The organism is Acidimicrobiia bacterium, assembly GCA_030584185.1.
GTDB lineage: Bacteria > Actinomycetota > Acidimicrobiia > Spongiisociales > UBA11373.
Genome location: CP129495.1, coordinates 576,390 through 588,888 on the forward strand (window position 1 = coordinate 576,390; position 12,499 = coordinate 588,888).

The following is a 12,499-nucleotide window of genomic DNA, read 5'->3' on the forward strand; positions in this document are numbered from 1 at the left end:
CGTCAGTGCGTGGCAGCGGATTCGGGCGTGTCGGTTCCGAACAAGGCGAAGCCGATGGTCCCCACCACACCGAAGCCGGCTGCGGTGAGCAGGTTGGCCTCCGGGGAGATGCTCCAGAGGAGGGCGCCGAGGAGTGCGGCAAAGGTCACCACCAGGTCGCGCACCAGGTAGTAGGCGCCGAAGGCGGCACTCCTGGCATCTTCGGGGGCGAGGTCCATGATGAGCGACTTTCGGGTCGGCTCCCCGAACTCCTTGAGCCCGCGCACCACGAAGGCGAGCACCAGCCACGAGAAGTCGCGACTGACGAGCAGCACCAGCGGGAAGGCGGTGAAGAAGGCGAACGTGGCCAGGACGAACGGCTTCTTGGCGGCGCGATCGGCCAACGCCGCCACCGGCACGTAGACGACCATTGCGGTCGCCATCTCGATGGCGGTGAGCAGGCCGAACGCCGATGCCGACACCGGCGACGGAATGGTCTTCATCGCCCAGACGACGACGAAGGCGTAGGGGATCTGCTCACAGAACCGGATGGCGATGTCGGCGGCGAGCAGGCGGCGCATCGGTCCGCTCATCCTGCGCAGCACGGCCCGCAGCCGGGGCGGAGGGATCGGGCGTTCCACCCGACCCTCACGATCCGGGATCAGGCGCTGCTGCACGAGCAGCGCCACTCCGGCGAGGACGAAGGCGACGACGAAGGCCAGCCGCACGCCGTCGCGCTCCCCCCAGACACCGATGAACACTCCGCCGACGACCGGGCCGATCGCCATGGGAACCCGGCGCACCAGGGAGTGCATGGTCACCCCCATGGTCCGCTTGCCCTCAGGCAGCACCCGGTAGATCACGCCGATCGTGGCCGGCATCGACACGGCCGACCAGGAGATGAACAGGACCGCACCGAGCATCACCGCCTGCCACGCCGGGACCAGGATCACGATGGCGTAACCGCACATGGCGACCAGGTCGAAGAAGATCAGAGCACGCTTCTCTCCGATGCGCTCGGCCAGATACCCGCCCGGGTAGGAGTAGAGGGCGGAGAGCAGGTTGTCCATCGCCTGGAGAAGCCCGATGAGGAGCGTGCCTCCACCGAGGGCGAGCAGATAGATGGGCAGGAACCGTTCCGCCATTCGCTCGCCGAGGCCGACCAGCACCACCATGGAGAGGACGCCGACCGTGGCGCGCTGCAAGCCGAGGAAGCCGAGCAGGCGACGGAGCCGGGGCGGCCTCACCGGCGGGTGGTGATCATCGGGCACCGGTCAGGCCCCCGACCGATGCCCCGCGACCCCCGCGCAAAGGGACATCCACGGGCGGCTGGACCTGAGGGGATTCGAACCGTCTTCCACGCCGCACACGCTACGCCGCCGACCGACCCCCATCCTCGCTCTTTCGAGTGAACCCGGGCAAGAAGAACAGCATCCCCTCGCGAAACGCAGTGAGCCCGCCGAAAAGGCGGGCTCACCAGTGGAGCTGAGGGGATTCGAAAGGCCTTCTGTCACCTGACCAGAACCGTGCACCTCGACCCCCAGCGGCGACCACGGTACGAAGCGTCGGGGGGAGGCGCGACCGCAACCTTGGAGACGAGGTCCGATCCCGGGTAGGGAGCGGACCGAGTGGAGCGACACCGTTGGTGGGCCTAACAGGACAGAACGCGAACCGTGGCAACGGCGCGATGTCAGGGATTCTCGAGCTTCTGGATTCCCGCCGAGAGGCTTGGGAGCACCCGGCGTGACTGCTCTTTGGGGTGATCCCGCGCCCTTAGCCCTCGAACTCGACACCCCCGGCCTCTAGGACCCGCACGACCTGAGCGCTATGACGCGACGGCACAGCGATCCCAAGGAGGTCTTGTGCTCGCGATGCACCCACGTAGAGGACTCGCCGAGGTTCGCTGGGAAAGTCGTGTTCCCAGTCGTCGAGGACCGTGTTGCCTTTGTCATCGGCTCTGAGGGTCTTCGGGATCACGAGCAGGACCGCCCTGTACTCGTGGCCCTTGGCTGAGTGGATAGTCGATGCTCGCAGTCCGAGTGCGGTGGTTGCGCGCCGATTCGCAATGGGCTTCCAACTCTTCTCGGTCGGCATCCTGGCCGTGCGCACGACAAGGCCGTTCGGCCACGCGACTGACCCAAGCCGAGCCTTCAGAGCATCTGTAAAACCCCGCCGGCCCGCTTGGCGCGGTTCCGGCATCGTCCTGGCTAGATGTGCCACCGTCCGTCGGAGCCAGAACTCGTTGATTCCGGTTTCATCAAGTAGGGCTGCGATGTCAGTCTGTTCAGCAACCCCTAGGTGGTAGAGCACTCCCCGGGTCAACATGGACTGAGCCCTCCTGCGCTCTATCGCCGACGCGGTGGCGTCGGTGAGCGTTCCGATAGCGTGGGCGACCAGGACAACTTGATCACTGCCCGTCGGTTCGGTGATGGTGCGGCCACCGACCCTCTCCGCATCTGAAGCCTTGTGCGCGAGAACCATGGCATCCTGGACCGAGACGTCACACGCTTCGAGAAGTCCAAGGAACTGCTCTCGGATCGCCTCAGGATCGTCGCCGGTAATCAGATGGATCGGGTGGTCGGTGCCCTCATTGAGCCCGGCTTCGGGCGTCCTCTTGTGTCTTAGTGAAGTGTTGACCGCGCTGATATTCGGAGTCGCTCGGCGGTTCTCCATCATGGGATCCAGCCCGGTGAGGGTGCGGGTGAGCTGCGCGACTTCATCAGGCACGGCGTTCCGGAACTCGTACACCGCCTGGTCCATATCAGCAACCAGCACCAGAGCAATCCCAGCTTCCTGGCAGAGCTTGAGAATCGCGAGTTCCTCAGGGCCGCAGTCCTGCATCTCGTCGACGATTACCTCGGCGAATCGGCCCCGTAGACGCGAAGCAACTCGCTCCCGTCCATCGTCCGTCGACAGCAGCCATTGGGCAATGGACCTTGCGGCCGAACAGCTGAGGATGTCCGATTTGACCAGCCGCTGCCACCGGCGAGCCGCTTCGGCTCGAAGCTCCTGGCCCCGTCGGTCGACAAGATCGCGGTGACCCGATCGTGATCTGTCTGAAAGGGATTCCGAGCGGATCGCACAGGCACCACGGTGCTGGACATCGAACCACTCCAGCGGGAACCCATACTTGCTGTCCACGCGGCCCCGCAGTCGGATCTCGGTTCCAGGGATCTGCCCCCAGTGGTCGATGTAGCGGATCTTCCTGCCCCTCGCGCCGAAGTAGGGAGTGGTGATGAAGCGGTGAATGAAGCTATCGAAGGTCCCGACGAAGTGGGGCGCTCGAAGGAGGTCGCTCCTGGCACCACAGCGGCTTATGGCTTCCTCGACTGCCGACCTCGAGAATGATAAAAGGGCCACACCACGCCGGGTTTGACGGGCGACTTGGTCGATGTAGCGACCGACTACCTGGTGGGTCTTGCCAGCGCCGGGACAGGCTGACAGGTACGAGTTGGTCGCAGCGTCACGAAGCTTCATCCGAGCGTTCGACCTCCTGGATGTGACTCTCAGCGGGCTGACATGCTGCCTGGATGGCGTCGTCGATGTGAGAAGGCACAACGAACCCTGCTGCAGGGTCGCCGACTGCCTGGGCAATCGACTGAGCGAGTTGCCCCTTGCCAACCCTGAGTCGGCCACGCCGCAGCGCGACATAGAGGTGATCGGCGGCGTCCGAGTCGTTGTCGGACTCAAGTGTGTCATCCCACCGGTCACCGGATCTCGGGTGTTGCTCCAGGTAGGCCTGCTTGACGATGTCGCGGTTTCCGGCATCAACCAGGTCCGCTTCCAATGTGAGACGGCCCACGTGAACCGAGAGCCGATCCCCGGACCCAAGTTCGTCGGCTAGTCGCACCAGCTGGCGAGCCCTCATCCGCGCTTTGCCGATGCGATTATCTGAACGGAGCTTCGGGTCGGCGTCGGTCACGATCGCGACGTATTCGGCGAGTCGAACTCCGTTGTTCACTCCGAGCAGCAAATGAACATAGGGAGCGAAGTCGACGCTGCCAATGTTGATCAGAGTTACGCCGCGCCAACGCTCACGCCACATCTCGTCGCCTAACACCCTTCTGGCGAACTCAGGCATCAGCAAGGCTTCAGAGATCCCCTCGACCAGTACGAACCGGCGTCCGAACAGCAGCTCCGCTCGGGTCACATCGAGGTAGCGGTCGATCTTTCGAATATCGTCGTCGGCCAGAGCAAGCGACGTCAGTGCAAGGACAACGGTGCAGGCATACCGACGAACAGGATTCGCCTCGCTGGCCGGATCGTCCCCTGGTGTGGATTCGGCTTGCTGATCCGTGCCGGACTCTGATTCGCTTCGTTCGTCGTCGCTGCCGAGCGTTGTCTGCTGTTCGATCTGGTCGCTCTTAACCACGACGACACGTTCAATCCCCACCGCACTTGCGATGTTTGGTGAGTGTGTGGTCACTATGACCTGGATTCGGCCATCTGGCCGATCAGGGTCGTCCTCGTCATTGTGGGAGGCTTCCGCAGCTTCGATCAGGAAGTCGAGCAGCACCCGCTGAAGCTGGGGATGAAGGTGGGCCTCGGGCTCCTCGACAAGCAAGAGCGTCAGTTCGTTCTCTGCGGCGTGCTGGAGCTCCAGGATCACGCTCGATATGTAGAGCAGATTGGCGTACCCCAAGCCGGAAGCCGATAGGTCAGAAGGTTCGAGCCCGTGCTCGGCCATCTTGATCCTGAGGTTGCCGACCAGTTGGCGCAAGTTCTGATCGGCAGCGCGGATACCGAGGGCGTGCTCTCTGGCTGGCCGTGTCAACGTCTCCATCTGGACTTGCAGGCTGGTCTCAACGTCGCGGATCAACGGATCGCTGGCAATCTCGGTATGGGCTCTCGTGGCCCGCGCCACGAACTCGCTGCGTTCTGTCTCGTCCTTCAGGTGCTCGATAATGCGCGCCAGTCGACCCCCCTGCGAGGAATCCAGCTTCCTTTGTGCGTCTCTCAGGGGCTCCACATAGACATGTCGAATCCGCCCTCGAGTATCCGTTTCCGGATCCGGGCTATCGACTGGCCCAGCCATCCGGGCGATGTCGACACCATTACGCGCACGCTCATCGAGAGTGAACCGAGTCGAATAGATGACCTCCTGTTTCTCTTCATCGATGGCCACCGTGAAGAGTCCAACTTGGGTGGGAGTCAGATCGTCGTAGGTACAGCGCAAGCCAACTGGGCTCGAGGGAGACCAGAACGATGGATCGTCGTCCTTCTCGAAGTAGCGCGTGATTCGCCCGGAAGACGGGGCTGTAACCAGGCGCAGGGCGTCAATGATGTTCGACTTGCCGGAGTTGTTCTCGCCAACGAGGACTGTCACAGAGGGGTCGAAACGCACCTTCGTCTTGGCACACGAGCGAAAGTTCTCAATGGAGATCTCGCTGAGCTTCACGGCAGCACCCTCTGCTCTGTCACGTAACGCGTCACGCTGCCTCCAAGGCGAACAGCTCGGCCTGTTCGAGGACGAGTTCGATGGCTCGTTCCTCCTTGTCTGGTGGGTAGTCGTACTTGGCGAGAAGGCGTCTGACCTTGGCGCGCATCGCGGCCTTGACCGATTCCTTGAGGTTCCAGTCGATGCTGGCGCTCTCCCGGACGGTGTCGACGAGGTCGTGGGCGATCGCCTTGAGTACATCGTCACCGAGTTCGAGGACTGCGGAATCGTTCTGAACGACCGCGTCGTAGAAGGCGACCTCGGTCTCGGAGAGTCCGAGTTCGTCCTCGCGGGTGTCCATGTCTCGCATCTCTTTGGCGAGCTTGACCAGCTCGGCGATGATCTCGGCGGTCGTCAGCGCCCGGTTCTGATACCGATTGATGGCACCTTCGAGGAGTTCGGAGAATCGGCGCGACTGGACCAGGTTGGTGCGTCGAAGAGTTCGGATTCGATCCTCCAGGAGGCGTCTCAGTAGCTCCGCCTGCAGGTTCGGCTTGTCGGACTGGCCGAGCTTGTCGAGGAACTCGTCGGAGAGAATCGACAGCTCGGGCTTCTCGATACCGGCTTCGGCATAGATGTCGACGATGCCTTCACCGGCAACCGCCTCGGAGACGAGTTGCGCGATGGCGGTGTCTACTTCCTCCGTGCCTCCTCGGCCCGCCTTGTCGGGCGTGCCCTGCTTCTCCAGCTTGATGATGTAGCCGCGGATGTCTGTGAAGAACTTGACGTCGTCCCGGATCTCGAGTGCCTCGTCACGTGCGCCAGCCAATGCGAACGCCTTCGCAAGGGCGAGGGTCTGGTCGAGGAAGCGGGTCTTGCGATCGGCGTCGGCGAGTACGAAGTCGACACCCTTTTGGAGTTGGGCGACCCGTTCGACAGGAGTCAGTGACGGATCAGAGGACCAGTCGAGTTCATGCAGGATTCCACGAACGATGTCGTGCTTCTCCAACATGACCTCGACAACCTGTTCGATCGGCACTCCTGCCTGGTCGCCATCTGACGGCGAGTAGTCGGCAAGTGCCTCCCGCAGGTTCTGGGCGACGCCGATGTAGTCGACGATCAGGCCTCCAGGCTTGTCGCGGAAGGTCCGGTTGACTCGGGCAATCGCCTGCATCAGGCCGTGTCCCTGCATCGGCTTGTCCACGTACATGGTGTGCATCGAAGGTGAGTCAAAGCCGGTCAGCCACATGTCGCGGACGATGACCATCTCGAGGGGATCGTCCGGGTCTTTGGCGCGAGCCTTGATCTTCCGAAGCGTGTCCTTCGGGTACAGGTGCGGCTGGAACTCGGCAGGATCAGCGGCCGATCCAGTCATCACCACCTTGATCCGGCCCTTGAGCGGATCATCAGAGTGCCAGTCAGGACGTAGAGCAACAATGTGCTGGTAGAGCTTCACACCGATCCGGCGACTCATCGCCACAATGAGAGCCTTGCCGAGGAGGTTCTCGCGACGCTTCTCCCAGTGATCCACGATGTCGGCGGCGATCAAGTCCAACCGCTCGTCTGCGCCGACGATCGCTTCGAGTCGGGCCCAGCGGCTCTTGGCCCGCTCGGCCTCGGTCATCTCCTGACCTTCGGTGATATGAGCGACCTCTTCGTCGATCTGGGAACGCACCTCGTCGGGCAGACTCACCTTGGCGAGTCTCGACTCGTAGTAGAGACGGACTGTCGCGCCATCCTCGACGGCACGGGTGAGGTCGTAGATGTCGATGTAGTCGCCGAATACCTGCCGGGTGGACTTGTCGGTAGATTCGATCGGGGTGCCGGTGAACCCTATGTAGGTGGCGTTCGGGAGCGCATCTCGCAGGTGCCGAGCGAAGCCGTCGATGAAGTCGTATTGGCTGCGGTGCGCCTCGTCGGCGATCACCACGACGTTGCGGCGGTCTGTGAGAACGGGATGAACGTCTCCACGGGTCTCCGGAGCGAACTTCTGGATCGTCGTGAAGATGATCCCTCCAGAAGCACGATCCAGGAGACGCCTCAAATCGACGCGACTGTCAGCCTGTTTCGGATGCTCGGGGAGTGTCTTCGCCGGAGCGAACACCTCGCCGAACAACTGATCATCGAGATCGTTGCGGTCAGTGAGCAGCACGAGGGTCGGGTTGCCCATCTCCTCGGAGCGCATGATCTTCCCTGCGTAACAGAGCATCTCGAAGCTCTTGCCTGAACCCTGCGTGTGCCAGACGACACCCCCTCGTCGATCGCCGTCCTGGCCGGATGCTTCAATAGTCGACTCGACTGCTGCGTCGACCGCCCAGTACTGGTGGTACTTGGCGACCCGCTTCACCAGGCCGTCGGGTTCATCGGAGTGGACGACGAAGTAGAGCAGTAGATCCAAGAAGCGTTCAGGTTCGAACACCCCGCGGATGAGCACCTCGAGTTGAGGCTTGTCGGAGACAACCTCTCGTCCATCGATGGTCTTCCACGGCGCGTAGTGCTCGAAGCCAGCCGAGAATGAGCTCATTACAGCTCCGAGACCATCCGACGCAACGCAGACTACGTTGGGCGTGAAGGCTGAGGGAATGTCGGTGCGATAGGTCTGGATCTGGTTCCAGGCACCCTTCAGAGTGGCGTTCTCATCGCCGGGATTTTTCAGCTCGATGAGTCCCAGCGGTAGTCCGTTGACGAACACCACCACATCTGGTCGGCGATTCTTGCCATCCTCGATCACGGTGAACTGATTGACGACCAGCCAGTCATTGTTGGTGGCATCGTCGAAGTCGATGAGCCAGGCCAACTCGTGGCGAATGCTTCCGTCGTCGTTTCGATACTCGACCGCGACGCCTTTGGTGATCAGCTCATGAACCCGGAGGTTCTCGTCCAGCGGGCTCTGAGACTCGGCCCGAAGGACCCGCGCCACGACCTCCTCTGCGGTGCCAGCCGGAAGATCGGGGTTGATGCGCGTGATGGCCTTCAGGAGTCGAGCGCGAAGTACCACGTCACGCCACTCCGCCCGTTCCTGCGCTGTACCCCCCGGACCAATGTCGGGGCCGAATAGACGCTCGTAGCCAAGGGCTGCGAAGTAGTCGAGGCAGGCATCTTCGACAACGCCCTCTGTGACACCGCCACTCATGCCGGGACACCTCCAACTCTCACGTTCCCGTTCATCAGTTGCGGAAGACAGGCGTCGCGCAGGTCCGTCAGCACTCGAGATGAGGTCTCAGCTACCCGCAGGCGATCGTCGATCGGTCCGACCATCCGGTCGAAGGCAGCTACCAAGTGCTCGGGAGGGACTACGTGCTGAGTACCGGCAAGATCCTTTTTGGTGATAGACCCGAAGACGGTGCCACGAGCCTCGTACCGGAAGAATTCGTCCTGCAATGCCTGCATTGAGTAATAGGTGAAAGCCGCAGAGCCGCTCTTGTGCCGAAGAGCAGCTAGGCCTCGACCAATGGCGCAGTCCTCTAGAGCAACGTTGAGATCACCCACAGGAGCACGGACACTCATGAGGGTGTCCCCAGACTTCGCGAATCTGGTGGGCGCGGTGCAGTAAACCCGATCGGACGGAAACCGGTGACCGAAGTCCGCCCGACCCTGGAAGAAGCGCGGTCCGTTTCCGTCCTCGTTGTAGCTCTCCCCAGGAGGCGATTGGCCCATGACGATGTCGAATTCCTCATCAAGACGGGCGACTCGCCACCCAGAAGGGACTCTGCGTGGTGCCCCCTGCTCTAATGAGGCAGGGAACAGTTCGGCGATCGGTGCAGGCAACCCGGGATCCTCACCTTCGGCCTTTGCGCGAACGGGATCGAAGTCAACGAACCATGACTTGAATAGCGCCCGGGCGATACCTTCAAGGGTCTCGCTCATGCGCCGGTTCAACTCAATCTTGTCGTCCAAAGCACCGAGGATGGAGGAGATAGCAGCACGCTCAGCTGCGTGTTCAGGCCAGGGCAAGGCCAGCGATACGAGATCCTTCTTCGTTGCGTTTCCGAAGACAGAGCCGCCGCCTTCGATCGCCCGCCAGCTGCTCTCAAGCCATCGAAGCACGAATTCCAAATAGCGAGCATCGCCTGGGTCGTGTGGACGAATGATTGCCAGGCCTCGACCAGTGGCGCACTCGCGGTCAGCGATATTGACTCGCCCGATCGGAGCACGGACGCTGAGAAGGATGTCGCCAGGCTGTGCGATTCGGGTGGGCGCGGTGCAGTAGACCCGGGGGGTTGGGAAGCGGTAGCCGAAGTCCTTGACCCCTTGAAAGAACGCGAGACCCTGTCCGATCTCGTTGTACGTCGATCCGGGCGGCGATTGGCCCATGATCACATCGGCAACATCAGCGAGCCTGGTGTCACTCGCCATACCCCAGCTCCTTCAAGTTAGCTGCTATGAGTTGGTCGAGTCGGACCGCCTCTTCCTGTTGTTCGATGAGTCGGGTCGTGAGTCGCTGCATTTTGTCGTCGAAGGGTTCATCGTCGTCTTCCAGGTCCTCGGCCCCGACATACCTGCCGGGCGTGAGGACGTGGCCGTGTTCGCGGATGTCGTCAATGGTTGCGCTCTTACAGAACCCGGGGATGTCTTCGTAGTCGCCGGCTTCTGGTTCGCCGCGCCAGGTGTGGTAGGTCCCGGCGATGTGTGCGATGTCGTCGTCGGTGAGGATGCGATGGGTGCGGTCAATCATGGTGCCGAGCTTGCGGGCATCGATGAACAGGGTCTCACCGCTGCGGTCCCGGAATCGGCCGTTCTTCTTATTCTTGGCCAGAAACCAGAGACAAACCGGGATCTGAGTGGTGTAGAAGAGCTGGCCTGGCAGAGCCACCATGCAATCGACGAGGTCGGCTTCGATGATGTTCTGGCGGATGTCGCCTTCGCCGGATTGATTGGAGGTCATGGACCCATTCGCCAGGACGAACCCGGCCGTACCGCTAGGTGCGAGGTGATGGAGGAAGTGCTGGACCCATGCAAAGTTGGCGTTGCCGGTGGGTGGAGTGCCGTACTTCCAGCGAGGGTCATCACGTAGGCGTTCACCGCTCCAGTCCGAGTCGTTGAACGGAGGGTTAGCCAAGACAAAGTCGGCTCGAAGATCGGGGAACTTGTCGTCGTGAAAGCTGTCACCCCAAGAGTCGGCGAGGTTGCCTTCGAGCCCCCGGAGAGCGAGGTTCATCTTGGCGAGACGCCAGGTCGTGGCCATCGATTCTTGGCCATAGATGGAGATGTCGCTACGTCGGCCATTGTGGGCCGCTACGAATTCGGCTGACTGGACGAACATCCCGCCAGAGCCACAGCAGGGATCGAAGACGCGGCCTTCGTAGGGCTCCAGCATCTCAACAAGGAGCTGCACGACGTGTCGCGGCGTGTAGAACTCGCCCTTGTTCTTGCCTTCGGAAGCCGCGAACTGTCCAAGGAAGTACTCATAGACCCGGCCGAGCACGTCGTCCGCGCCGTGGTCGACCTCAGTGAAGCCGATCGAACCGATCAAGTCGACGAGCTCACCTAGGAGGCGCTTGTCGATCTCCGCGCGCCCGTAGGTCTTGGGCAAGACGCCACGAAGTGAGCGGTTCTCCTTCTCGACGAGGTCCATCGCCTTGTCGATCAGGACGCCGATCTCCGGCTGCTTGGCCTTCGACTGCAGTGCCTCCCATCGTGCCTCTGCTGGGATCCAGAAGACGTTCTCGCGCGTGTACTCATCCCGTGACTCGAGAATCCGGGTTCTGCGGTCTTCGTTGGGGATGTAGTCCTTTGACTTAGGATCGGAGAGGGATGCCTCGATGGCTTTGCGCCGGTTCTCGAAGGCGTCGGACACGTACTTGAGGAACACCAAGCCCAAGACAACATGCTTGTACTCGGCGGCCTCGAGATTGCCGCGCAGCTTGTCTGCGGCCTCCCAAAGTGTTGCTTCAAGCGTCTTGTTCTTCTTGGTGCTCTTCTTCGCCAATGTGTTGTCCCTTACATTATTTGGTATTCAGTATGAACCAGTGCGCGAAATCCGACAAGCGTTGTTCACATGCTCCAGGCTGCCAAACGCTTCAGCCCTTCGGGATCGAACTCGCTCGCGCCATGCCGAACAAACCGTTCACCGTAGGTGTCGACGTACTCGCCGAGCATGCTCTCCAGTCGCTTCCCGGCGGCTCGTGCCGCTAGTTCGTGCTCGGCGACCTGTGAGGCGTACTCGGGCCCTTCCTGCTTGCGGAGGGCAGCGATGGTTTCCGCTCGGAGGGTGTAGACCTCGGCCCATATCCGTGAGATCAACTCCTCTTCGGCGGTGAGATCGTCATCGGTGAGCTTCGGGGTGTCGCCGGTCGGTTCCATGGCCTCTAGGGCCCGACGGGAGCGGCTCTTGTAGCGGAGGCTGTCGCGATGGAGCAGAAGGGCGACCTCACGACGGAGTCTCGGTTCGATCTTCTTGCGGAAGTGGTCATCGTCGTAGCCCTGTAGCGCGGCGGCGCGCGATCGTCGGTTGGTGAGGTTGAGGCCTCGCGTGCCTTGAGCGACTCCGAAGACGATCTGGGTTGCTTGGCGTTCGAAGTCATCCTTGATCTTGGCGATCAGCTTCGGAACGAGTTCGTTGAACGCGTCGGCGCGACTGACCCGTTCGTCGGGGTGAACCGAGCGAGCCGCTACTCCGAGTAGATCCAGTAGTGCATCGTCGATGATCTGGTCGGAGGCGGGCAAACCGGCGTGGACGACCGGCTTGAGCTTGTCGTCAAGCTCATCGACATCTCCCGCGGTCAGCGGCACTTCGTCCCCCGATACCCAGTTCGTGCCCAGTATTGCACCTTGTGCCGTGCCCTCCCCGCTCGGGCAGCGTGAAGCTGCTCATGCAAGATCAAGGAGGTGACATGAGCAACGAACTGGTAAAGCGGATCAGCGACAACGCGGGCATCGCCCCGCGGGTCTCGTCGCCGCGGGTGCCGCGGCCGGTGGTGAAAGCGGTCGAGGGTGCCGCCCACCGCGGTCTGGTGGCGGCGGCGAAGGTTCAGGCGGCCGGGTACGTGACCCACGTGGCTTTGAGCCAGGTGGCGATGCTGACTGCCGAGGAAGGCCGGATGATCGAGCAGTGCCCGCTCGGTGAACCCCGGTTCCGGGTGATCGTGGACACGTACGCCGGGCTGGCGGCGGCCGAGATCGCGCAGTTGGGGTACTAGCCGT

The 12,499-nt window shown here is 62.1% G+C and carries 8 protein-coding genes; 1 reads left to right on the plus strand and 7 read right to left on the minus strand.

The window, feature by feature from the left end:
• Positions 1 to 2 precede the first annotated feature (2 nt).
• The 7 genes from QY307_02950 to QY307_02980 all read right to left on the minus strand — a co-directional run bounded on the left by QY307_02950 (position 3) and on the right by QY307_02980 (position 12,088).
• Entirely contained in the window at positions 3 to 1,226 is a 1,224-nt protein-coding gene (locus QY307_02950; protein ID WKZ83218.1) for an MFS transporter, read from the minus strand.
• Between the two features lie 526 nt (positions 1,227 to 1,752).
• Entirely contained in the window at positions 1,753 to 3,456 is a 1,704-nt protein-coding gene (locus QY307_02955; protein WKZ83219.1) for a UvrD-helicase domain-containing protein, read from the minus strand.
• Positions 3,443 to 5,377 carry an AAA family ATPase gene (locus QY307_02960; protein ID WKZ83220.1) on the minus strand — a complete coding sequence of 645 codons (1,935 nt, stop codon included), beginning with the start codon at positions 5,375 to 5,377 and terminating at the stop codon, positions 3,443 to 3,445. Before QY307_02960 ends, QY307_02955 begins: the two co-directional genes overlap by 14 nt.
• 31 nt (positions 5,378 to 5,408) lie before the next feature.
• Positions 5,409 to 8,489 carry a type I restriction endonuclease subunit R gene (locus QY307_02965; protein WKZ83221.1) on the minus strand — a complete coding sequence of 1,027 codons (3,081 nt, stop codon included), beginning with the start codon at positions 8,487 to 8,489 and terminating at the stop codon, positions 5,409 to 5,411.
• Complete coding sequence (locus tag QY307_02970) at positions 8,486 to 9,712, minus strand: restriction endonuclease subunit S (protein ID WKZ83222.1); 1,227 nt, start codon at positions 9,710 to 9,712, stop codon at positions 8,486 to 8,488. Before QY307_02970 ends, QY307_02965 begins: the two co-directional genes overlap by 4 nt.
• Positions 9,702 to 11,285 (minus strand): class I SAM-dependent DNA methyltransferase, encoded by a 1,584-nt coding sequence (locus tag QY307_02975; protein ID WKZ83223.1) that lies wholly within the window; start codon positions 11,283 to 11,285, stop codon positions 9,702 to 9,704. The genes QY307_02970 and QY307_02975 overlap by 11 nt, the downstream gene beginning before the upstream one ends.
• A gap of 65 nt (positions 11,286 to 11,350) precedes the next feature.
• A complete protein-coding gene (locus QY307_02980) occupies positions 11,351 to 12,088 on the minus strand; it encodes a hypothetical protein (GenBank protein ID WKZ83224.1) in 738 nt (245 codons plus the stop codon).
• Between the two features lie 101 nt (positions 12,089 to 12,189).
• Between QY307_02980 and QY307_02985 the strand changes: the two genes are divergently transcribed.
• Positions 12,190 to 12,495, plus strand: coding sequence for a hypothetical protein (locus tag QY307_02985; protein ID WKZ83225.1), 306 nt, complete (start codon positions 12,190 to 12,192; stop codon positions 12,493 to 12,495).
• Positions 12,496 to 12,499: the final 4 nt, after the last annotated feature.

Coding starts and splice junctions, on each gene's coding strand:
- QY307_02985 (WKZ83225.1), top strand. CDS start 12,190: ATGAGCAACGAACTGGTAAAGCGGATCAGCGACAACGCGGGCATCGCC.
- QY307_02965 (WKZ83221.1), bottom strand. CDS start 8,489: ATGAGTGGCGGTGTCACAGAGGGCGTTGTCGAAGATGCCTGCCTCGAC.
- QY307_02970 (WKZ83222.1), bottom strand. CDS start 9,712: ATGGCGAGTGACACCAGGCTCGCTGATGTTGCCGATGTGATCATGGGC.
- QY307_02955 (WKZ83219.1), bottom strand. CDS start 3,456: ATGAAGCTTCGTGACGCTGCGACCAACTCGTACCTGTCAGCCTGTCCC.